The sequence below is a fragment of the Novosphingobium sp. B1 genome (genome assembly GCF_900176395.1).
In the GTDB taxonomy this organism is placed as follows: domain Bacteria; phylum Pseudomonadota; class Alphaproteobacteria; order Sphingomonadales; family Sphingomonadaceae; genus Novosphingobium.
On sequence record NZ_FWXL01000002.1, the window covers coordinates 461,739 to 484,348 of the forward strand.

Consider the following 22,610-nt stretch of genomic DNA (forward strand, 5'->3'; position numbering starts at 1 on the left):
AAAGACCGGTTACGGCCAAGCCTCACTTCACGCCGCGCGCCCGAAATCGCTGTCTTCCTTGTCGGCAGCGCCGCTGGTCAGGTCCAGTTCGAAGCCCTTCAGCCGCTCCTTCTGATGTGCAACCGAGTTCGGCCTGACAGCGTTTGCCTTGGCGCGCGGCTTGAGACCTGGCTTCGGCCTGGCAGCCCGCTCGACGCGCGGACCGTCGTGCAAGAAGCTGCGCTCTTCTTCCATCTTGAAGAATGACGTGGTGTGCTGCAGTTCCTCGGCCCGGGCGGCGAGCCCGTCCGACGTCGAAGAAATCTGTTCCGAAGCGCTCGCGTTCTGTTGCGTGACCTTGTCGAGCTGCTGGATGGCTTCGTTGATCTGTGCCGCGCCAATGTCCTGTTCGCGGCAGGCTGCGCTGATCTCGGTCACCAGTTCAGCGGTGCGGCGGATGTCGGGCACCAGCCGTCCCAGCATTTCGCCAGCCTCGCAGGCAGCCTTGACCGTTTGAGCCGAGACCGAAACGATCTCGGCTGCGGCGGTCTGGCTGCGTTCGGCCAGCTTGCGCACTTCGGATGCGACGACGGCGAAGCCCTTGCCATGCTCGCCCGCTCTGGCGGCCTCTACCGCGGCGTTGAGCGCGAGCAGATCGGTCTGGCGTGCGATCTCCTGCACGATGCTTATCTTCTCGGCGATGGTGCGCATGGCGTTCACGGCCTTGTCGACCGTTGCGCCCGAAAGCTCGGCATCTTTTGACGACTGGCGCGCAATCTTTTCGGTCTGCGCGGCATTGTCGGCGTTCTGCTTGATGTTCGCAGCCATCTGTTCCATCGAGGCCGAAGCCTCCTCGGCCGAGGCTGCCTGTTCGGTGGCGCCTTGAGAGAGTTGCTGCGAACTGCTCGCCATCTGGGCGCTGCCGTCGGCAACCTCATTGGCAGCGAGGCTGACGTTGCGGGCAAATGCACGCAGATTATCGACCAGCATGTTCATCGAATCCCGCATCTTCTGGTGATCGCCGTGGCAATCTAGCTCCATCCGCTCGGTCAAGTCCCCAGCAGATAGCTTGCCGAGCACGCGGTTGCCTTCTTCGATCGGCAGGATCGTGGCATCAAGCATGCCGTTGATGCCACTGATCAGCGCAGCAAAATCACCGACGAAGCGGCGCTCGTCGCCACGCTCGCTGAGGCGTCCTGCGGTTGCTGCGCCGATCAGCACCTGGATTTCCGAGGTGATGGCGCGCAGGTTTTCCCGCAGCGCCTCGATCGTGTCGTTGATGAAGGCCTTCTTGCCGGGAAGCTGTTCCATCGGCGCGTTGAAGTCCCCTTCGCCGAAGGCCTTGATACAGGCCATGGCCCTCTTCTTTACCGCGATATGCCCGGCGACCATTTCGTTGATGCCGCGCGCGACTACGCCGAAGTCGCCTTCAAACTTGCGATCGTCGATCACCACATCGATGTCGCCGCGGTCGTGCTCGCTGGCCATGTGCTTCATCTCGGCAATAAGCCCCACGAGATTGCGGCGCAGCATTTCGATGTTGTCGTTTATAAAGGCCTTCTTGCCCGGCAACTGCGCCAAGGGTTCCTCAAAATTGCCAAGGCTGAACTCGCGGACCACGCCCATCGCGAGCTTTTTCACGGCGATGTGTGCATTCACCAGGTTGTTGACATCGGCGGCCATCCTCGCGACCTCGCCGCTGAACCGCTGCGTGGGGATGACCACGTCGATATCGCCGCGCTCGTGTTCGTCGCTCATCTGGCGGATGCTGGCACCAAGGTCGCTGACCGGCAGGAGCGCCTTGTCCAACAACCCGTTGATCGCGTCGAACACGCTCGCCGTGGTGGCGTTGCAGCTGGCAGGCTGCAAACGTGCTTGCAGGTCGCCCCGGGCAATCGCGTCTTCAACCCGCAGAATTTCCTGCTGTATGCGTTTTGCTGAAACAGCTTTGAATGGGTTGATCGTCATTTCCCGTTCCCGTCCTTTTTCCGGCTCACTTTTGCAGCGGCTCCGCGTCCCTTCGTTTCCGCACGTGTGCTACGCGCTTACCAATTGACCTTGGCTGCCGATCCCGACGGCATCCTCGGTCGTGAAGATGCGGGCGGCGTCGACGATGACGACGAAGCCCGTCTCCCGGCGAACGACGCCGGTGATGTATTGAGAATTCCAGCGGATCCCGATGTCCGGAGCAGGTTCGATCTCTGCCCTCTCAAAGCTCGTGACGCTGAGTACCCGGTCGATGACCACGCCCAATGCGAGAAGACGGTCCGGCAGCGGCACGTCCAGAATCAGGATGCGCGTGGCCAGTGTCGGTTCGACCGCGGGCAGGCCCAGACGCTTGCGGAAATCTACGGTCGGCACGCCTTGACCGCGCAAGTCCGTCAAGCCAACAAAGTGCGCAGGGCCATTCGGCAGTTGCGACGGCGGTGCATAGTCGAGGATCTCGCGAACCAGCGTAACCGGGAAGGCAAAGACCTCCTCGCCCAGACCGAACTCGACGACCTGAAGTTCGCCGCCCTGGAGGTCGGCCCCACTCATGCTGCCCTGCCAAAGTCAGCATCGTCGGCATCGGCGCCGCCGTCGGTGAGGTTTAGCGCAAAGCCGGCGAGACGCTCCTGCTGCGCTGCAACCGTGTTGCGCGGCGCCGCCTTGCTCGGCGCGGCCTTTGCAGGGCGAGCCTGCGCAGCGGGCTTACGTGCCGGAGAAGCCGGACGCCTGGCCGGTGCGCTGCGGCGCATTTCGCCGGCATGATTGTTGCCTGTCTGGAAGAAGGCAATGGCGCTCTGCAGTTCCTCGGCCTGCGATGCCAGCTCTTCGGAAGTGGCCGAAATCTGATCAGATGCGCTGGCGTTGATCTGCGTTACCTTGTCGAGCTGCTGGATCGCCTCGTTGATTTGCGATGCGCCGATGTCCTGTTCGCGGCAGGCGGCGCTGATCTCTGTCACGAGTTCGGCGGTACGGCGAATGTCCGGCACCAATCGCGACAGCATTTCACCGGCGTCGGTCGCAACCTTGACGGTGTCGGCAGAAACCGAGACGATTTCGGCAGCTGCGGTCTGGCTGCGTTCGGCCAGCTTGCGCACTTCCGAAGCGACGACGGCAAAGCCCTTGCCGTGTTCGCCCGCGCGCGCCGCTTCCACAGCGGCGTTAAGCGCGAGGAGGTCGGTCTGCCGGGCGATTTCCTGCACGATGCTGATCTTTTCCGCGATCGTGCGCATCGCGCTCACCGCCTTTTCAACGGCAGACCCGGAAAGCTCAGCATCCTTGGACGACTGGCGCGCAATCTTTTCGGTCTGGGCGGCGTTGTCGGCGTTCTGTTTGATGTTGGCAGCCATCTGTTCCATCGAAGCGGAGGCTTCCTCGGCGGAGGCCGCCTGTTCGGTCGCACCTTGCGAAACCTGCTCTGAGCTGGCTGCAAGCTGGCGGCTTCCTGCCGAAACGTTGTCGACTGCCGCGGCGGTGGTGCCGACCACGCTGCGCAGCCGTTCGATCATTGTTGCAAGCGCGGTGCCGAGCTGGTCGTCCGGCGAGCTTGCCCGATGCTCCACGGTCAGGTCGCCATCGGCGATACGGTCGGCCACTGCGGCGGTCTTGCGCAAGTCTGCCACCAGGCCATTGATCGCATCGCGCATTCCCTGGTGATCGCCGTGGCACTGGATATCGACCGTCTCCTGCAGATTGCCGATGCTGAGAAGCCGCAGCACGCGGTTGCCTTCCTCGATGGGCAGGATGATCGCATCGAGCATGCCGTTGATCCCCGACACGAGCTTTGCGAAGTCGCCGACAAAGCGTGAAGCGGTGCCGCGTTCCGAAAGGAGCCCGTCGGTTGCCGCCTTGATCAGTCGCTGCACTTCGGCAGTGATCTCGCGCAGATTCATGCGCAGCGTCTCGATCGTGTCGTTGATGAAGGCCTTCTTGCCCGGGAACTGCTCGAGCGGGGCGTTGAAGTCTCCTTCGCCGAACGCCTTCACACAAGCCATCGCCTTCTTCTTCACGGCTATGTGACCAGCGACCATTTCGTTGATGCCGCGTGCGACTACCTGGAAGTCGCCGTCGAATTTCGCGCTGTCGATCATGACATCGATGTCGCCACGGTCATGCTCGACCGACATGTGGTTCATTTCGGCGAGCAAGCCGGTGAGGTTTGCGCGCAGCGTCTCGATGGTATCGTTGATGAAGGCCTTCTTGCCCGGGAATTGTTCGAGTGAAGCCTGGAAATCGCATTCACCAAAAGCCTTGACGCAGGCCATGGCCTTTTTCTTCACCGCGATGTGGCCAGCAACCATGTCGTTGATACCCCGGGCAACAACGCCGAAATCGCCGGGGAACTTCGCATGGTCGATGACCACGTCGATATCGCCGCGCTCATGCTCAGCCGACATATGGTTCATTTCGGCGAGCAGGCCCGAAAGGTTCGCGCGCAGCGTCTCGATTGTATCGTTGATGAAGGCCTTCTTGCCTGGCAACTGCTCCATCGGCGCAGTGAAGTTGCCCAGGCTGAACTGACGGACGCATTCCATTGCCTGCTTCTTCACGCTGATGTGCGCATCGACGAGTTCGTTGACTTGCGTTGCCATCACGCCAAGCTTGCCAGGTAGGGTCTTCGCATCGATGACCACGTCGATGTCGCCCCGCGCGTGCTCGTCGGTCATCCGCGCGATCTGCGAGGACAGTGCCTCGACCGGTGCGGTGGCACTGTCCAGCAGGCGGTTGAATGCTGCGATGACAGCCTTGGTCGGGTCATTGCCGGCCGTCTCATCAAGGCGCACCGAGAGATCTCCGGCTGCAAGGGCCTGTTCGACCCGGCTGACCTCCTCGAGTACGCGCTGCTCCGAAACTCTGGACAAAATGCTCATCATGCGGCCTCCGCAAGCGATGTGAAGATGGTGGGAAGATCTGGAATGACGATGACCGAACCGGGCTGGCGCACCAGTTCGCGGGCGAACTCTCGGCGCCAGCGCATGCCCAGCAAGGGTGGTTCGCTGCTGTCTGAGCGATTAAGGATAGTGACTTCGTGAACCTTGTCCGACCGCAGTCCGATCTGCAGAGGTTCGCCCCCGATCTGTGTCTCGATCACGACGATGCGGTTATCGGGACTGGCCTCCTCACCAGTCTCGCGCGTCATGCCGAAGGCAACGCGCAAGTCCGCGATGGGAATGATCTTGCCGCGAAAATTGACGACGCTCGCCACCAGCGGCGGTGCGCCCGGAACCGGCGTTTCGGGAAGGAGATCGAGGATCTCCCGAATGCTGACCGCCTCGATCGCCAGCCGTTCGTCGCCGACGTCAAATGTCAGAACCTCCAACTGGCCCGCTTCATCCCAAGGGGTGGAGCTGCCGGTCATGATCGTGTCATCCTGCTGCACGCAGACGCTCCTCGTGGCTCTGGCCCAGTGCAACGAGCTGGACGACATCGAGAATGAGCGCGACCCCGCCGTCGCCAAGGATGGTCGCGCCCGAAAAGCTCGGGATCGACCGGTGCAGGCTCGACATCGACTTAATCACCGTCTGATGGCTGCCGATGATCTGGTCGACGACAAGGCCGACGCGCTCGCCGCCGGTCGCGATTACCACGATCTTCTGGTAGGGGTCGGGCCGCGTGCCCGTCGCGAAAAGCTCGCGCAGCCGAAGGAACGGGACCAGCCGCTCCCGCAACTGGATCATGCTGCGGCCGCGCGAACGGATGTCCTCTTCAAGGCTCAGCTCAAGGCATTCCTCGACCGCGGCGAGCGGAATGACGTACTTTCCGTCGCCCACCCGGACCAGCAGGCCGTCGATGATCGCCAAGGTAAGCGGAATGCGCAGCGTGATAACCGAACCCTTGCCGGCCTCGCTGGTCATGTCGATGTGGCCACGCAGACCCTCGATCGTACGCTTGACCACATCCATGCCGACGCCGCGCCCGGATAGGTTGGTGATCTGGGCTGCGGTCGAAAATCCCGGCTGGAAGATAAGCTGTAGCAGCTCACTGTCGCTCAGCACCTGGCCGGGCTGGATCAGCCCGTTGGACTCTGCCTTGGCGCGGACGCGATCGCGACTGATACCGCGCCCGTCGTCCTCGATGGTGATCAGCACCTCGCCACCGGCCTGCTGCGCGGAAAGCTTCAGGCGCCCGGAAGCGGGCTTGCCCGCCGCAATGCGCTCCTCCTCGGTCTCCAGTCCATGGTCGCAGGAGTTGCGGATCAGGTGGACGATCGGGTCGGCCAGCCGCTCGGACACGGTCTTGTCGATTTCGGTGCTCTCGCCGTCAGTCTCCAGATCAATGGACTTTCCGGTTTCGCGCGCCAGATCGTGGACCAGCCGACGGAAGCGGCCAAACAACGAGGTGATAGGCACCATCCGCAACACCATCATCGTATCGCGCAACTCGTTTGCCAGCCGTTCAACCTCTTCGGAGATCGACCGAAGGGCAAGCTCGCCTGCAGGCCCGGAAACGCCGTTGCCGGCGAGCTGGGCCAGCCTGCTTTGCACGATGACCAACTCGCCAACCCGGTCCATCAGCAAATCGAGCCGGTCCGCCGGTACGCGAACGCTTTCACTGGGTAATCGCGAGGTGGCGCTGGCTTTCGCTTCCGCTACGGGGATTGCATCTGAAGCTGGGGATGCTGCTGCCGCCTCTGCCCTTGCAGTCCGCTCTTCAGGGTGCTTGGGAGCTGCGGCTTGTTCGCTGACTGCCTCGATGGCCAGTTCCATGTCATCGAGCACGAAGATGAAAACGTCCTCGATCTCCTCGCGTGTCACTGAGGCGGGAAGGGCGAGCGTCCAGCCAAGGTGGCATTGCGTGGGGTCGAGTTCGTCAAGCGGAGGGACTTGCGACAGGTCGACTGAGAGGTTTGTCGCTCCGAGATCGCGCAATTCATCGAGCAGGATGAGGGGATTGGTCCCGTTCGCCAGAACTTCGGGCGCAAACCGGAAAGAAACTCGCCAGCCTTGCCTGGGAGCGGAGCAGCCGTCTGCGCTTGCGGGATCTTTGGCGGCATCGACTGCGTCTACGCCGCCGCCGCTATCGCCCAGCAAGGCGTGGAGACGGTCAAGCAGCGCCTCACCTTGATCACCAGCGCTGGTGCCTTCGCGGTCTTCGACGAGCCTGCGCATGTGATCCATTGCCGCAAGGGTGAGCGCGACAAGCTCTGCCGTTGCCGGGACGTGGCCCTTGCGCACGCTGTCGAATGCGGTTTCGCAATGATGCGTGAACGCGGCCAGGGCATCGAACCCGAACATCGCGCCTGAACCCTTGAGCGTGTGCATCCCGCGAAAGACGGTGTCGATCAGGTCGCGGCTGTCGAGAGCGTGGGCAAGGTCGAGCAGGGCCTGTTCTGTAGCGTCAAGCAGCTCGGCTGCTTCAACCCTGAAGGCCGCGATTGGGTCTGCCCCGGTCACTGTCCAAGCACCTTGCGCGTGACCTTTAACAGGGCGTCGGCCACGAAAGGCTTGACTAGCCAGCCGGTGGCACCGGCGGCCTTTGCCTGCTGTTTCATGCCCTCATCGGACTCAGTGGTCAGGAAAATGATGGGCGTGCCGACCTGCTGCGGCAGCTTGCGGATCTCGCGGATCATCTCCAGCCCGTTCATGTTGGGCATGTTGAGATCGGTGATGATCATGTCGAACTTGGCGCCCGAGGCCTTGTCGAGACCCTCTCGACCATCAGCTGCTTCGGTAACCGCATGGCCCGCTCCTGCAAGGGCGAGGCGGATTGCCATGCGAACGCTCATGGAATCGTCGACTGTAAGGATATTGCTCATTGTCCGGCTACTCCGGCGTTGCAGGAATTGTCTTGCCACCCCGGCAGATTGGCGAAACCGGCACGCTCCATCAGGGCGATGACCGCTTCGCTCGGGGGCTGGCTGTGAGTAAGGGATTTGCTGTCGCGCTCCGCCATCTTCGCCGTGGCGGCCAGGACCTGGAGCAGGGTGAGATCAGCCTCGTTAGCCTGCGACAGATCGAGGCTGCAGGCATCGCTCCTGGCCAAAGCTTCGAGGATCGCCTCGGTTATTTCGCGGATGTTGCCGAGGTTGGCTATCGGACCAATGACGACTGCCATACCCCATCTCCCTCTCAACTTGGTGACAGGGCGACATTCTTGGCAAAACTTGTGTTTTTTGGCTCAGCAACGACTAGCTGAAATTACTACGGGATAGCGGGCCTGCAATCACTAACGAAATCGTCCGGATTCTTTACCGAGATTGCGCACGGCTTGCTCAGTCTGACCTCGCGGCGGACAAAGCGGTTCTTCACTATCCACGGCGTTAAGATGTTCACGGCTTTGCTCAAGGACCTGGGCCTTCAGGCCAGATTCTCTGAAATGACGCCAGCCGCCAGAAGACGTTTTATCTCGTCCTGAACAAGACCCAGCTTCTCGGCAAGCACCGCTGCCGTATCCTCGCCCGAGCGCGGCGGCGCATGGCGATAGGTCGCGGGCGATGCCGAAAGCTGCGCTGGAAAACCAAGGACCTTCACCGGTGTACCATCTGACCGCGCCATTTCATGTACTAGGCCACGCGCCTCGATCTGAGGGTGCGCCAAGACTTCGGGAATCTCGTTGACCTTGCCGCCGGGAAGGCCTGCGCCCTGCATCGCCGCGATCAGGTCTGCCGCCTTCCATCGTGCAATGACGGGGCGCATTACGTCCATCAGCGCATCACGATTGAGGCACCTGCCGCTACTGATGACAAACCGCGGATCATCCGCCAGCCCACTGAGGCCGAGTATGTCCATGAATTGGCGAAATTGCCGATCGTTGCCGATTGCCACCAGCACATCGCCGTCGCTGCAGGTAAAATCCTGATACGGAACGACGGTGGGATGCTGGTTGCCCATGCGGCGGGGCGCCACGCCACCGTTGAGCCAGTTCGAAGCCTGATTGGCGAGCAGCGCCACTTGCGTGTCAAGCAGGGCAAGGTCGATCTGCTGCCCCTCGCCAGTGGCGTGGCGGTGGTTCAGGGCCGCCAGCACCGAGATCGTCGCGTAAAGCCCGGTGGTGAGGTCGCTGATCGGGATGCCGACCTTCATTGGCCCGCCGCCCGGCTCGCCATCGGGCAGGCCGGTGACGCTCATCAGACCGCTCATGCCTTGGACAAGGAAGTCGTAGCCCCCGGTGTTGCGCAAGGGGCCGGTCTGGCCAAAGCCGGTGATCGAGAGGTAGATCAGGTCGGGCTTGATTGCGCGCAGCGATGCATAATCGAGGCCGTACTTGGCCAAGCCACCGACGCGGAAGTTTTCGATCACCACGTCGGCCTGCGCGGCGAACTGGCGGATCAGGTCGGCGCCTGCAGGATCAGCCATGTTGATCGCCACAGAGCGCTTGTTGCGATTGGCGCATAGGTAATAGGCGGCATCGCGGCTGCCATCGTCGAGGAACGGCGGCCCCCACTTGCGCGTGTCGTCGCCTTGACCCGGCTGTTCGATCTTGATCACATCCGCGCCAAGATCACCCAGCGCCTGGCTGCACCAAGGCCCGGCCAGCACGCGAGACAGATCGAGCACAGTAATGCCGGCAAGGGGGCCTATTGTCGTCGCCTTGCTCACTCGCCCTTCAACTCTGGCTTGCGCTTTTCGAGGAAGGCACTGACCGCCTCGTGGTGATCATGGGTGTAATGGGCCAGCGCCTGATAGGCGGCGGAGAGTTCCAGCAGCGGTGCCAGCTTCATGTCCTGCCCTTCGCGCATCAGGCGCTTTGCCATGCGCGTAGCGTGACCGGGATTGGCGGCGATGGAATGTGCGACTTCCAGCGCGCGGGCGAGCAGCCGGTCGGGCGCCACCACTTCACTGACGAGGCCATATTCCAACGCCTTAGCCGCGTCGATGGTATCGCCCGTCAGCGTCATCAGGCTGGCGCGCGCCATGCCGATCACGCGCGGCAGGAGCCATGCGCCGCCATCGCCCGGCACGATGCCGAGCTTGACGAAGCTTTCGGCAAACAGCGCCCTGTCCGAAGCGATGCGGATATCTGTCATGCAGGCCAGATCGAGACCGGCACCGATGGCCGGGCCGTTCACGGCGGCGATGACCGGCACTTCGAGATCGTAGAGCGCGGTCGGGATCATCTGGATGCCGGTCCGATACTGGTTGCGGATCGAGAACGGCGTACCTCCGAACATGCCGGTCTTCTCGGCCATGTGCTTGACGTTGCCGCCCGCGCAGAACGCCTTGCCTGCGCCGGTCAGCACCACGGCGCGTACCGAGGCATCGCGGGTCACGCTGGCGCAGAACTGGGCGATTTCCTCACTGTGTGCGGTTTCGGAGATCGCGTTGCGCGTGTCCGGGCGGTTGAGCGTGGCGATGACCACCGGGCCATCGCGTTCGACGAGCAGGAAGGGGGCGGTGTCATCAGGGATCTTGGCAGACATGGCCTGAAGGGTCCTCTTGGCAAGCACTTAATTGATCGGTTAAGTCCTAGCTGGTTCGGCGAAGCCGGGCAACGATAGAGAGGATAAACGTGTTCGATACCCTGACGCTTGCTCGGCTCCCGGCAGAGGACGAAGCGCTGCGGCCTGCGATCCGCGCCTTTATACAACAGAACATCGCTGGTATCCCCTTGGACCGGCGTGCACGCTCGTGGCAGGGGTTCAGCGCCGAGTTCAGCCGCGCGCTCGGGCAGGCTGGATTTCTCGGCCTCACGCTGCCCAAGGAATACGGCGGGAACGGCAAAGGACCCTTCGCGCGCTTCGTGGTGGTCGAGGAACTGCTTTCTGCCGGCGCACCTGTTGCCGCGCACTGGATTGCCGACCGGCAGAGCGCCCCGCTGCTCCTGAACTTCGGCACCGAGACGCAGCGCCAGAAGCACATCCCCGCAATCTGCCGGGGCGAGCAGCTGTTCTGCATCGGCATGAGCGAACCGGGTTCCGGCTCGGACCTTGCCAGCGTACGCACCCGCGCAGAGCGGACAGCCAAGGGCTGGGTGATTAACGGCCAGAAGATCTGGACCACCAATGCCATGCACTCGGACTACATGATCGCTCTGGTCCGAACCTCCGGCACCTCGGCTGACCGGCAGGGCGGCCTGTCGCAGCTGATCATCGACCTCAAGGCGCCCGGCGTGACCGTGCGGCCCATCGTCGACCTGACGGGTGACGCGCACTTTGCCGAGGTGTTCTTCGAGAACGTGGAACTGGACGAGGATGCGCTTGTGGGGGCAGAAGGCGAGGGCTGGAAGCAGGTCGTCGCCGAACTTGCGTTCGAACGTTCCGGGCCGGAGCGCATCTATTCCAGTGCCGTGTTGCTCGATGCATGGATAAAGCACCTGCAAGCGGTAGGCCGCAGCGATTGCGCTGCGCTGGTCGGGCGACTGACGGCAGAACTCGCAACGTTGCGCGCCATGTCGATTGCCTGCACAGCGCGGCTGGTGGCGGGGGAAAGCCCGGTGGTCGAGGCGAGCATCGTCAAGGATCGCGGCACAGGCTTCGAACAGGAATTGCCGGTGGTGATCGGGGATGACGTCGCCGCGAATCCCGATGAGGCGGTCAGCGAGGAACTATACCGCACGCTGCTCTACGTCACGCACATTGCACCAAGCTTCAGCCTGCGCGGCGGAACGCGCGAGATCCTGCGCGGGATCATCGCGCGCGGCATGGGCCTGCGGTAAGGAGTGAAGAGATCATGGACGTCAACGAATTGCTCAAACCCTTCGTCCGCATGCTTGATGCGGCGGCGACCCCGACGGTGGTGCGTGCCATCGAACATGGCGGCTCAGCCGACGCACTTTGGGGCGAAATCGCCGAATCCGGCTTCCTCGATGCCCTCGTGGCCGAGAAGTACGGTGGCGCAGGGCTGAGCCTTCCCGATATCGAGCCTCTGATCGAGGCCATTGGTGCTCGCGCCGTGCCCCTGCCAGTGGCCGAGACGATGGTTGCGCGCGCGCTGCTGGCGTCTGCACGAGTTACCGCGCCGGAGGGACCGGTCACGCTGGTCGCTTCGCTCGCGCAACCGGTGCCGTGCGGGCTGGTGGCGCAGGCCGCGCTGGTCGATTGTGGTGATGCGCTGGTGCTTTGCGACATGGCGCAGCTTTCGCCCCGATCAACCGGCGTCACCAATTCCTTGGCCGCGCGCATTTCCGGCAAGCCGCAGGGGCAGATCTTGCCCAGGCCCGCAGCAGGTCTGCGCGCCATATCCGCCCTGCTCCGTGCCGCGCTGATCGCCGGCGCCGCCGCGCGACTGTGCGACGTGACCACGGCTTACGCCTCCGAACGCGTGCAGTTCGGCAAGCCCATCGGCTGCCAGCAGTCGCTGCAGCAGATGCTGGCCGTCATGGCAGAGGACATGATCGCCTGTCGTATCGCCGCGCAGCTTGGTACATCGCAAGGCATCGATGTGCCGCTCGCCGTCGCCGCCACAGCCAAGGTCACCACTTCCGCCTCCGCTCCGCGCATCGCCTCCACTGCCCACGCCGTCCACGGCGCTATCGGCATCAGCGAGGAATACGAGCTGCAGCTCCTCACCCGCCGCCTGCACGAGTGGCGCATGGCTGATGGCTCGGAGGGTTACTGGTCAAAGGTGCTTGGGCAACAGCGCCTTGCTGCCAGCGTGACAAGCGTCGACTGGATACGTCAGGCAGTGTTTTCCTGATCCATCACATTCACTTCTTGATGACGGTCTCCCATGGCCGGCAAGCCTTGCGCTTTCTCGGCAAGCAGGGTTGAATCGACCAGCAATCGCCACTATTGGCCACGACAACCGCAAGGACCCGGTGCAATTCTGGGTGGCTATTCCGGCCGCCGATCCGCCGGACAACATCATGCACGACCATCTTCGTTTAAAGCGCATCTGCGCGCGTCGTGCTTTTGTGGAATTCTGATGACAGACAGATTTGAGCGCTACCGTCGCGAGTGGTTTGCCGACGGTGCGGGTGTGCGGGCCAACGTTCTTGCCGGCATCGTGGTGGCTTTGGCGCTGATCCCCGAGGCTATCGGTTTTTCGATCATGGCCGGCGTGGATCCCCGCGTCGGTCTCTATGCTTCGGTTGCGATTGCCATCGTCATTTCCCTGATCGGCGGTCGCCCGGGCATGATTTCCGCCGCGACCGCAGCCGTTGCTGTGGTGGTCGTGCCGCTCGTGCGCGAACATGGCGTTGAATATCTTCTCGCCGCGACGATCCTGATGGGCGTTATTCAAGCGGTCGCCGGGCTTGTGCGGCTCGACCTTCTCATGCAGTTCGTATCACGCTCGGTCATTACCGGCTTCGTCAACGCTCTCGCCATCCTGATCTTCCTGGCGCAGTTGCCGCAACTCGTCGGCATGGGGTGGGAAACCTACGTGATGGTCTCTGCCGGCCTGGCCATCATCTACCTGTTCCCGAAGCTGACCACGGTCTTGCCGTCGCCGCTGGTGGCCATTCTTGCGCTGACTGCTATCAGCCTCAGCCTTGGACTTCCGGTCCAGACAGTTGGGGATATGGGCAAGCTGCCTGAAGGCGTGCCCAGCCTTGCACTGCCGGACATCCCGTTCACTTGGGAAACCCTGCGCATCATTGCGCCCTATTCGCTGACCATGGCGGCGGTCGGGCTGCTGGAATCGATGCTCACCGCGCAAATTGTGGATGACATGACCCAGACCGAAAGCGACAAGCGCCAGGAATGTCTGGGGCAGGGCGGAGCTAACGTCGTTGCTGCGCTGCTTGGTGGCATGGGGGGCTGTGCCATGATCGGGCAGTCAGTCATCAACGTGACATCGGGCGGACGCGGCCGCCTTTCGATGTTTGTGGCCGGCGCATTTCTCCTGTTCCTTCTTGCAGTGCTCGGTCCTTGGGTCGGTCGTGTGCCGATGCCGGCGCTCGTGGCGGTGATGATCATGGTTTCGATCGGTACCTTCTCGTGGAACTCGATCCCGAACCTGCGCCGCCATCCACCGACGTCGTCGGTGGTGATGCTGGTCACGGTAGCGGTTGTGGTGACAACGCGCGATCTCTCCCTGGGCGTGCTGGCAGGCGTGCTGCTTTCGGGCATCTTCTTTGCCGGAAAGGTTCAGCGATTGTTCGCGGTCAACCGCGAAATCTCGGCTGATGTCAGCACGGCAACATACCGTGTGCAGGGGGAAATATTCTTTGCCTCGGCTGATCGCTTCACACGGTCGTTTCAGGCCGAGGAAGGCTCGAGGACCGTCGTCATCGACGTGACCCGGGCGCATTTCTGGTACATCTCGGCGGTCGGGGCACTGGACAAGATCGTTGCCCGCCTGGGCAAGGCCGGCTGTGCGGTAACAGTCATCGGCTACAATGAAGCCAGTTCCGATCTCGTCGACCGGTTCGCTCTTCACGACAAGACCGGGTTCGAACTGGGCGCCGTTCCACACTGAGCGCGCAGGAGGCCGGGTGGCACGGCGCTTGCCGGGATTCCGGGAACTTGATGCACGACGGCTCCGTTGGGCATCAAACCAGGAGATCTGATTGCCTAGCATAGTCGCCGAACTTCCGCAGTGGCTGCAGCCACTTGCGGTGATTGCCATCGCCTTGATTGTCGCGCTCGCGGCTCATCGGCTTCTACTGCTCGTGCTGCGGCGCGTGACGGATCGGGTGTCCGGCCTCTCGGAAGCGCATGTGGCACAGCGTCTTGGCCAACCTTCTAAGTGGCTGACCATCGCCATTGCTCTGTCAGCAGTGCAACCCGCGCTTGGTCTGGAGCAAAATGTGACCGGGCTTTGGCGCCAGGTCGCAGGGCTGGTGGTGCCAGCGTTGATCGGCTGGTTTGTCGTCGCCGTGATCGGCATTGGCTTCACCCTGCTTGAAATACGTGCGGACATCACTGTGGCTGACAATCTGGCCGCACGACGCCGCCGGACCCGTGCCAGCATCCTCCATCGCATCGCTGTGTTCATCGTTCTGCTGGCTACCTTCTGCATGATGCTGATGAGCATTCCTGCGGTGCGCAGCATCGGGGTCACGCTTATCGCATCAGCCGGTCTCGCCGGGCTTGCGGTAGGCGCGGCGGCGCAGCCAGCGTTGAAGAACCTGATCGCCGGCATCCAGATGGCTTTCACCGAACCGATCCGGATCGACGACGTCGTCATCATCGATGGCGAATGGGGTCGGATCGAGGAAATTCGTCTGACCTTTGTCGTCGTGAAAATATGGGACGAGCGACGTCTGGTGGTGCCGGTCTCGAAGTTCCTCGAGGGCAGCTTCCAGAACTGGACGCGGCAGACCAGCCAATTGCTGGGAACGGCCTTCCTCCATGTCGACCCGACAGCAGACGTGCCCAGACTACGGGCGAAACTTGCCGAGGTGGTGAAAGGCAATCCCAACTGGGATGGCAGGGTCGCAGGACTGCAGGTGACCGATACTTCGCCCGATCATCTGGAATTGCGTGCCCTGGTCAGCGCGGCCGATGCTGGCAAGGCCTTTGATTTGCGGTGCGAGGTTCGGGAAGCGATGATCGCCTTCATCCGGGACGAGATGCCCGAGGCGTTCGTGCGTCGTCGCGGCCAGATTGCGCTGCTGCAACAGGATGTCGGCTAGCGCGAGGTGGTCGTCCGTTCACCGATCTCATATGACCGCCCGCGGGTGCGCGGTTCTGCACGAGTAACGCAAAGGCAATCAGAACGGAAAGAAATGATGTATGGCGACGACTGCCACAGCCCAGGTGATCAAGTTTAGCGGTAGCCCCACTTTCACGAAATCGGTGTAGCGATATCCCCCCATCTGGTAGACCAGCACATTGGTCTGATAGCCGAAGGGCGTGGCGAAGGCGGCGCTGGCTGCCATCATTATCGTCACAAGAAACGGTCTTGGGCTGACCCCGAGGCTTTCGGCCAGAGCCACTGCGACAGGCGTCAGCAGCACAGCGACGGTCGCATTAGACAGCAGTTCGGTAAGCAACAACGTCGCGCCGTAGAGCAGGACAAGGGCTGTAAGCGGACCCACGCCATTGACCGACCCTATCATCCAGCGGGTGACTTCAGCGGCAAGACCGGTCTGTTCCATGGCAATGCCGATGACGACCATCCCCGCGATCAACAGCAGGATTTCCGGCCGCAAGCCAGCATAGGCCTGATCGGGCGATATTACGCGAAGCAGGATGAGCAGGACGGCACCGGCAAAGGCCGCTGCGGCAATCGGCACAAGGTTGACTGCCGCGACGACAATGGCACCGACGAAGACCGCCACGGAAATGAGCGCCATTCTCGGTCGGAATTCGTGAACCTGCGCGTAGACCTTCGTGTCTTGCAAGGAATCGCCTGTAAGGTCCACATGGCTGACCGAATGGCGTTCGACGTCGTTGCGGGCTTTTGCCTCGCCCGCCTCCTCGCGCGCTGCCGGCGCGCCCTTTACAAGCCTGCCGGTGAATAGAACCAGATAGATCCCGCCCGCCAGTGCCATGGCAAGCCCAACTGGGGTAATCTCGAAAATGCCGAACGGCGCCTGTCCGGATGAGCGGGCCATGTCATCGACCAGCAGGTTCGTCGATGTTCCAATCAGCGTGCAACTGCCACCAAGCACCGCCACGTAGGATAGCGGCATCAGGAAGCGCCGAGGATCGAGCCCGATGGACTTGGCCACGTCGCGGATCACCGGTGCGGCTACCACCACGATTGGCGTGTTGTTGAGAAAGGCCGATCCAAAGCCCGACATGCCGATCAGGCCCCACAGCCCCGTTGCCCCGGTCCTGCGGCAAAATACGACCGCCTTGGCAATGGCCTTGTCGAGCAGGCCCGAAAGCTCCATCGCGTAGGCAATGACGAAGAGCGATGCCAGCGTGAGAATAGCGGGGCTTGCGAATGCACCCTGAACTTCGCTGGGCCGGACGGCTCCGGTTACCAGCAGGATCGCCGCTCCGCTCAGAGCAACGACATCTGCCCTCATCCGGTCGGCAATCAGCGCGGCGACGACGCCGACAAGGACCACTAGGGTCAGGATCTGTTCAACCGTCATTATTCTTCAATGCTTACAGGCAGATGACGTTGCCGACAATCGATGGTAGGCTTCTGATATGATCAAGGCGCTTCCCAGAATTCCTATCCGTCCCCGATGGTCTTCGGGCCGGACGGTCTTGCTGGCAGCCTTCGTTGCGATGGGAGGCTGCCAGCCCTCCAATCCGGCACCTGAGGCATCGGCAACCCCCGGGCCGACCGAAACTGCGCCCCCTGCAACGAATGCGGCAGTCAAGGCGCTGTCGGCACTGGGGCGGGCAGAGATCCTCGCAGCAGTCGCAGCGGCGGCAGACGAGGTCGCCGCAGGAAACGCCCTGCCTGGCGCCAATCTTGATTTGGCGAACCGAAGCTTTGAACTCGTGATGCCTATTGCTTGCGATGATGGCGTAACCGGTGGGTGGGGGTCGTGGAGCGTTGATCCTGCCACCAAGGTCCTGCGGACAACCTTTAACCGGCAGAACTGGGCAGGCGTGCCACTCTTTGCGGATCTTGCCAAAGGTCAGGTGTACGAGACTGCCGAAGGCTTCTGGATCGAACGGCCTTGGACACGCTCGGAGCAATGTCCGCGCGCTGCAGCCAGTTCGGCGACGCAGGAAAAGCCCGAGGCGACAAGTCAGGAAACCGCAGCATCAGTTGCCCAAGAGCAAGCCACGCCCGAAAGTACGCTCGCTCTTGTGCAGTATTTCTCACCCGATGCGCCGCGCACGCTCCTCCGCGGCAAGCGGCCCTATGCCTACACGGCGAAGCTTCCCAAGGATGCCGACCTGGCACCTCGCGCGTTTCGGGTCAGGATCAAGGGGCGGATCACGACCTTCAGCGATGGCCAGCCGGTCCACTGCGTGACGCGCCAGACGAGCAGACCACCCGTTTGCGCAGTAGCTGTCGAGTTCGGCAAGATTGCCCTCGAGGATGCCGGAAGCGGTGAAACTCTTGCCGACTGGGACAGCTAGGCCTTCGCGCCAGGGGAGGTATGCGTTGATCGTTCCATCCGCTGCAGGATGCCCGCGATCGTTCCCCCCTGTACGATGACGGTGAACAGGACGACCGCGTAGGTCGCCGCAAGGATCAGGTCGCGTTCGCTGCCGTGGGGCAAGCCGAGTGCAAGCGCCACCGAAATGCCGCCGCGCAACCCACCCCAGATAAGCGTGACAGGCACGATGGCACCCGCTGCCCGGGCCTTTCCAAACGCTGAAAGGGGAAGGATTACCGATAACGATCGCGCCAGCAGCGAAAGCACTATGGCTCCTGCGCCGAGCAGGATCAGGCCAGCATCGCGCGGCACGGTCACGACTTCCAGCCCGATCAGCAGGAACAGCACGGTATTGAGAATATCGTCGATCAGATCCCAGAATTTGTGCAGGTAATCGCGCGTGGTATCGCTCATCGCGTGGGCCACCCCGGCGTTGCCGATGATGAGGCCCGCGACCGCCATGGCGACAGGCCCGCTGACATGGAGCGGGCTGGCGATGGCATACCCGCCCATGACGGTCGCCAGGCTGATCAGTACCTCGACCTTGTAGTCGTCGATAGAGCGCATGGCCCGATATGCGATACCCCCAATAACCAAGCCGAGCAGGATACCGCCGCCGGCTTCCTCGACGAACAGAAGCGCGGCGTGGCCGAGATCGAGCGGAGCGCCGCTTGTCGCCGTGGCAAGCAGGATCGCGAAGATCACGACACCCACGCCATCGTTGAACAGGCTTTCTCCGGCAACAGTCGCTTCAAGCAGAGATGACACACTGGTCCGTTTCAGAACGCTCATGACCGAAACCGGATCGGTCGGGCTGATCAGGGCGCCAAATACGAAACACCAGATTGCCGGTATCGTATAACCCATCGTCTTTGTCAGAAAAAGGAACCCCGTGCCGACGATGGCCGTTGAGAGCACGACGCCGACCGTACTGAGCACAAGGATCGCCCAGCGCCCCTTTTGCAGTTGCTGCCAGGAAACGTGAAGTGCCCCGGCGAACAAAAGGAACGAAAGCATCCCGTCCATGAGGGTGGCGTGAAAATCGATTCTGGCAATGAAGCCTGCCAGATCGCGACTGACAGAACTCGACGGCAGGATTTCGTCGAGAGCGACGACCAGCAAGGAAGCAAGCGCTCCCATGACCGTCAATCCGATGGATGATGGCAGGCGCAGGAAGCGGAAGTTTACATAGCCCAGCACGGCCGCGACCACGATCAGCACTGCCGCCGCGTTGAAAGGCGTAAGGTACAAGCTACCGATCACTCGTCTGACTCCTGTCCTGCCGCTCCGTCATGGCCAATAGCGACGGTGTATCCGGTCCAGAAGCGCTCGGTCTGCCTCTGCGGTCATCGCGGCTCTTGCGCGGGTCATCGCGTCGGCAGCTGCGTTGGCGCAATCCCCACGTGCCGCAGGATCCGCCTCTGCAAGGGCGGCAAGCGACTTCTGCAACCTTATCGCTACCTCGATCAGTCCGGCACCATCGCGCGCGATAGGGCGATAGAAATCCTCGAGAAGTTCGGGAAAACTGGGCGAGGGAACAATCACCCTGCCTGTGTCGTCATCTGCGTTTTTCTCCTGTATTGCCAGCATCGAGGACAGTACCCGCGTGCCGGCTTCTATCACCGAAATGGCGGTACCTGGGTCGTTGACGGCCGGTGACAGGGCTCTCGAGGCGATTTCCGAAAGGACGACAAGACCGAAGCGCGGATCGTTGTCGAATGCGCGATCGGGTGCAACGGTAAATGCCGACTGTAGCCTCTCGATCTGCTTGGCGTCTATTTGGGTATTGCTCCATGCCACCATACGCGCAGGATCGGCCATGACCCCGGGCAACGCTGACAGCACGATCTGGCAATCGAGGTCGTCGGCCACTTCCTGTAGCAGGGCGATGTCGACGTGGGTGATGCGGCCGATGTCCTCGAGATGGATCAGGGTTGCACCATCCGGGACACTGCGGCGCTGGCGCGGCCCGAAGCGTAGGGGCCTTCCCACCGCTTGCGCTGCTTTTGCCGCAGCCATTTCGACCCTGGCGATAGTGTCGTTTACCCGCCCGAAGCGCGTGATGTGTTCGATCCAGCGCAGAAAAGTTATGACGATGCTGGCAATGACTAGGATGGTTCCGCCAAGCAGGATGACGCGACCGCTTTCCCCGTAAAAACCCGTGGACAGAGCGATAATGCCGACGATGGCGAACAGGAAGCTGCCGAGGAAGGTTGCCAGAGCATTCTGTGCGGTCGTATCCTCGACCAGCAACTGGACTGCGCGCGGGGTTATGTTGCTCGTTGCCCCTGAATAAGCCGAGACCATGGCCGTCAATGAGAATGTCGTCACCGCCAGCATGCTTGAGGCGAGCACATTCAGTATGCTGTCGACCGACCGGGCGCCGACCTTGGTTGCGAACTCGTACGAGATGGCATGGCCGATGAATGCGCTGGCCAAGGCAAGGCCTATTGCGAACAAGCAGAACAGACCGGCCCGAAACCACATTCGCTTTGTGAGAATGCGCAATGCCCAATGCCATTTCTTCAAGAACCACCCCCATCGCGAGCCTGCTCACGATAGAGAATTGGTGGCGGAACCCATCGTTCCGCATTTGCCGCCGCACTGATGCGGCGGCCGTCATCGGGCGTCCTCACCTTACCGATAGCATATCGGCGGGCAAGCACGGTACGCCATCGGCAGTCCAGTCGATCTCGTAGGTCGCGGGCACCGGTATTGCGGCCTTCGTCCCGGCACCTTTTCCGGCAGGGTCGTACGTGATCCACGCCATGCTGTTATCGAACTTTGCAATGCGCGTGTTGTCGCGCCGCGCGTCTGCTGCAGGAAGTTCCGGTTTTTCAACTCTTGCACCACGTACCATTCGCAAGGTGCCATCACGGACATCGAAAGCGCGGTAATATGTCCTTCCGAAGATGCTGGTGTCGATGTCGTCTTTGTGTGTCCAGTGTTCGGATCTGGTGTTAAGCGGCAGGCGCACCGAAGTAGCGCGGCAATCGAACTCGGGCTTCTTGTAGAACGGCAGATCCTGGTCCTGATCCGCGGGACGGACGCGCTTTTCCGGCGGATTGAAGCCACCGCCGGGCAACGCAAGGGATCGCATGCCATCGCCATCATCGCTCCAGTCGACCGTGCCCGAACCCTTCACCGACAGTACGCTGGCCTGCGTCTTCTGGTCATAACGCCATTCAACCGCGTCGATAGACTGCCAGGTATCGCCTATCGCGTTCTGCTGGAATGCAGTCAGCAATTGGTCTGGCGTCAGCGCTGAGAACTGGAATTGCTGCTTGAGCCCCTCGATGCCGCGCTTGATGGTCGTATTCGTGATGCGGGCTGGCTTGTCGAAGCCATCCCGGGCATCGATCTCGAACAATGTCACTTCGTCGGGCCGCGCCTGGGGCTTCCAAGGCAATTGCTCGAGCGTTTTACCGGTCGCCGAAAGCGGGAGCACCCATTGGTAGGGCATGATCGGATCCTTGCCGGGCGGAACGACCGGTGGCAACGTGCCATCGAGCCAATAGGCCTTTCCACCAATCACTGCGCGGACAAGGACGTGATCGAACATTCGGGCGCTCGGCAGGCGAGCATCCAACCCGTCGTCGGCACCGCCGTTGTTCACCAGAACAGCTTCTGCCTCAATCTCGAATTCGTTCAGCATGGCAAGGAGAAGCGCGGTCTTTGCCTTGCAGTCACCATAGCGTTGTTGCCAGGTCGCTTCGGCGGAAGCCGGCGTAAGATTGCCTCCGTTGAGTCCAACGTAAATGTAGCGCACATCATGTTGGACGAGTTTCAAGGCAGCAGCGGCGCGCTCGAATGGATCAGCATGAGCCGCGGCGATGCGCGCTGCTTCGGCCTTTACGGTTGAATTGGAGGACAAGCGGGAGGAATTGGCGAAGATCGATGCGAAGCGACGCGACAGTGCTTGCCAGTCGGGAAAGCTGCTGTACTCGATCACGCGTTGCCACTGATAACGCGGCGGAGCATCCTTCGGTGGCGCGATCGTCGATGGATTGTCAAACCGGAAGTGCAACTGATTGCCGTGTTGTTCTGCCACAGCAGCCATTTCGGGCGTCATTTTGAGGTTCGGTTTCGCCTCATTCTCCCAACTAAGCATCAAATGATAACGGCCGGGCCCGGGCTGACCGCCAAGAAACAGCAATCCTGCATCATCCTTGCCCAATGTCGGGTCGGTCGTGCGCATGGTAGCAGCAAATTCAAGCTCGTCGCCCACGCGCAAGTCGGGCACGCGCAACACAGCCGTCAGGATGCCATCGATCCGCGAGGCTTCGAGCTGATCTTCGCGGCGCAGCACCTCGAACGAAACTTTGCGCAGCACGTCAATCAGCTGGCCGTCACGATAGACATTTATCGCATGGACCGTGGGTGCGCCTGAAGCGGGGTTCCAGGCAAGCGAGAGATTTCCAGCCTCCAGCGCATTGGGATGCAGTATCTTGATCCGATAGCCGGTGTAGACGAGCTGCCCCTTGCCATCGAGATGAACTTCAACATCCTGTCGCCGGATAAACGATGCGCCGCGGGCATCGGATGGTACGTCCAGCGGCTCGGATTGCGTGACCCATTTCGGCGGTGGCGACTGAAGAATCTGGTCAGCACTTGCCTGCGCCTCTGCACTTGCAAGCAAGGCCAACAGATATGCAGAATTGGTTAGGCGCAAGGTTCCCCCCCTTTTAAAAAGTACGGCCATCATGTCGCCCGCAACTTGAAGCGCAAGCAGATCGTTTTTTTCAGCAGATCTTTCATGCGACCAAAATCGCAAAGCCCCGCATTGGCGAAGGCTATTCATGTGT

General features: G+C 61.8%; 19 protein-coding genes, 1 pseudogene and 1 other annotated feature. Of the genes and pseudogenes, 6 read left to right on the forward strand and 14 right to left on the reverse strand.

What is annotated here, in order from left to right:
• Positions 1-27: 27 nt before the first annotated feature.
• The 10 genes and pseudogenes from B9A23_RS05485 to B9A23_RS05525 all read right to left on the reverse strand — a co-directional run bounded on the left by B9A23_RS05485 (position 28) and on the right by B9A23_RS05525 (position 10,324).
• Positions 28-1,947, reverse strand: a complete 1,920-nt coding sequence (locus B9A23_RS05485; protein WP_084277822.1) for a methyl-accepting chemotaxis protein — start codon at positions 1,945-1,947, stop codon at positions 28-30.
• Between the two features lie 69 nt (positions 1,948-2,016).
• The gene (locus B9A23_RS05490; RefSeq protein ID WP_084277823.1) at positions 2,017-2,517 is read right to left on the reverse strand and encodes a chemotaxis protein CheW; all 501 of its coding nucleotides are present in this window, start codon (positions 2,515-2,517) and stop codon (positions 2,017-2,019) included.
• Positions 2,514-4,631, reverse strand: a complete 2,118-nt coding sequence (locus B9A23_RS05495) for a methyl-accepting chemotaxis protein (protein ID WP_368655929.1) — start codon at positions 4,629-4,631, stop codon at positions 2,514-2,516. The genes B9A23_RS05490 and B9A23_RS05495 overlap by 4 nt, the downstream gene beginning before the upstream one ends.
• A 54-nt stretch (positions 4,632-4,685) precedes the next feature.
• Positions 4,686-4,838 (reverse strand): annotated as a pseudogene (locus B9A23_RS23275) (hypothetical protein); the annotation flags it as partial.
• The gene (locus tag B9A23_RS05500) at positions 4,835-5,344 is read right to left on the reverse strand and encodes a chemotaxis protein CheW (protein WP_368655927.1); all 510 of its coding nucleotides are present in this window, start codon (positions 5,342-5,344) and stop codon (positions 4,835-4,837) included. The gene B9A23_RS05500 and the pseudogene B9A23_RS23275, both read right to left, overlap by 4 nt.
• Positions 5,331-7,358, reverse strand: a complete 2,028-nt coding sequence (locus B9A23_RS05505) for a chemotaxis protein CheA (protein WP_084277825.1) — start codon at positions 7,356-7,358, stop codon at positions 5,331-5,333. The genes B9A23_RS05500 and B9A23_RS05505 overlap by 14 nt, the downstream gene beginning before the upstream one ends.
• Positions 7,355-7,720: a response regulator gene (locus B9A23_RS05510; protein WP_084277826.1), complete on the reverse strand. Its 366-nt coding sequence runs from the start codon at positions 7,718-7,720 to the stop codon at positions 7,355-7,357. Before B9A23_RS05510 ends, B9A23_RS05505 begins: the two co-directional genes overlap by 4 nt.
• Positions 7,717-8,019, reverse strand: coding sequence for an STAS domain-containing protein (locus B9A23_RS05515; protein WP_084277827.1), 303 nt, complete (start codon positions 8,017-8,019; stop codon positions 7,717-7,719). The genes B9A23_RS05510 and B9A23_RS05515 overlap by 4 nt, the downstream gene beginning before the upstream one ends.
• A 242-nt stretch (positions 8,020-8,261) precedes the next feature.
• Positions 8,262-9,503 carry a CaiB/BaiF CoA transferase family protein gene (locus B9A23_RS05520; protein ID WP_084277828.1) on the reverse strand — a complete coding sequence of 414 codons (1,242 nt, stop codon included), beginning with the start codon at positions 9,501-9,503 and terminating at the stop codon, positions 8,262-8,264.
• The gene (locus B9A23_RS05525; protein ID WP_084277829.1) at positions 9,500-10,324 is read right to left on the reverse strand and encodes a crotonase/enoyl-CoA hydratase family protein; all 825 of its coding nucleotides are present in this window, start codon (positions 10,322-10,324) and stop codon (positions 9,500-9,502) included. Before B9A23_RS05525 ends, B9A23_RS05520 begins: the two co-directional genes overlap by 4 nt.
• An 89-nt stretch (positions 10,325-10,413) precedes the next feature.
• On the opposite strand from B9A23_RS05525, the gene B9A23_RS05530 reads away from it, so the two are divergent.
• The 5 genes from B9A23_RS05530 to B9A23_RS05545 all read left to right on the forward strand — a co-directional run bounded on the left by B9A23_RS05530 (position 10,414) and on the right by B9A23_RS05545 (position 15,423).
• Positions 10,414-11,559, forward strand: a complete 1,146-nt coding sequence (locus tag B9A23_RS05530; RefSeq protein ID WP_217806584.1) for an acyl-CoA dehydrogenase family protein — start codon at positions 10,414-10,416, stop codon at positions 11,557-11,559.
• Between the two features lie 14 nt (positions 11,560-11,573).
• Complete coding sequence (locus B9A23_RS05535) at positions 11,574-12,539, forward strand: acyl-CoA dehydrogenase family protein (RefSeq protein ID WP_084277831.1); 966 nt, start codon at positions 11,574-11,576, stop codon at positions 12,537-12,539.
• A 70-nt stretch (positions 12,540-12,609) separates the two neighbouring features.
• Positions 12,610-12,768, forward strand: a complete 159-nt coding sequence (locus B9A23_RS22715) for a hypothetical protein (RefSeq protein ID WP_176217874.1) — start codon at positions 12,610-12,612, stop codon at positions 12,766-12,768.
• Positions 12,651-12,706, forward strand: a sequence feature (sul1 is cis-regulatory element that is thought to sense ions involved in sulfur or methionine metabolism; They are found in Alphaproteobacteria). (Overlaps the previous gene by 56 nt.)
• Complete coding sequence (locus B9A23_RS05540; RefSeq protein WP_084277832.1) at positions 12,768-14,264, forward strand: SulP family inorganic anion transporter; 1,497 nt, start codon at positions 12,768-12,770, stop codon at positions 14,262-14,264. Before B9A23_RS22715 ends, B9A23_RS05540 begins: the two co-directional genes overlap by 1 nt.
• Before the next feature lie 91 nt (positions 14,265-14,355).
• Complete coding sequence (locus B9A23_RS05545) at positions 14,356-15,423, forward strand: mechanosensitive ion channel family protein (protein WP_084277833.1); 1,068 nt, start codon at positions 14,356-14,358, stop codon at positions 15,421-15,423.
• 78 nt (positions 15,424-15,501) lie between these two features.
• On the opposite strand, the gene B9A23_RS05550 is transcribed toward B9A23_RS05545, so the two are convergent.
• Entirely contained in the window at positions 15,502-16,836 is a 1,335-nt protein-coding gene (locus tag B9A23_RS05550) for an SLC13 family permease (RefSeq protein WP_084277834.1), read from the reverse strand.
• A 58-nt stretch (positions 16,837-16,894) separates the two neighbouring features.
• Here B9A23_RS05550 and B9A23_RS05555 point away from each other — a divergent pair, with 58 nt between their 5' ends.
• On the forward strand, positions 16,895-17,785 hold the full coding sequence (locus tag B9A23_RS05555) for a hypothetical protein (protein ID WP_084277835.1): 891 nt from the start codon (positions 16,895-16,897) through the stop codon (positions 17,783-17,785).
• On the opposite strand, the gene B9A23_RS05560 is transcribed toward B9A23_RS05555, so the two are convergent.
• The 3 genes from B9A23_RS05560 to B9A23_RS05570 form a co-directional block, all read right to left on the reverse strand.
• The gene (locus tag B9A23_RS05560; RefSeq protein ID WP_084277836.1) at positions 17,782-19,068 is read right to left on the reverse strand and encodes a cation:proton antiporter; all 1,287 of its coding nucleotides are present in this window, start codon (positions 19,066-19,068) and stop codon (positions 17,782-17,784) included. The genes B9A23_RS05555 and B9A23_RS05560 overlap by 4 nt on opposite strands.
• Positions 19,069-19,095: 27 nt before the next feature.
• Positions 19,096-20,292: a DUF2254 domain-containing protein gene (locus B9A23_RS05565; RefSeq protein ID WP_084277837.1), complete on the reverse strand. Its 1,197-nt coding sequence runs from the start codon at positions 20,290-20,292 to the stop codon at positions 19,096-19,098.
• Between the two features lie 145 nt (positions 20,293-20,437).
• The gene (locus tag B9A23_RS05570; protein WP_254895006.1) at positions 20,438-22,450 is read right to left on the reverse strand and encodes a DUF3857 domain-containing protein; all 2,013 of its coding nucleotides are present in this window, start codon (positions 22,448-22,450) and stop codon (positions 20,438-20,440) included.
• Between the last annotated feature and the right edge of the window lie 160 nt (positions 22,451-22,610).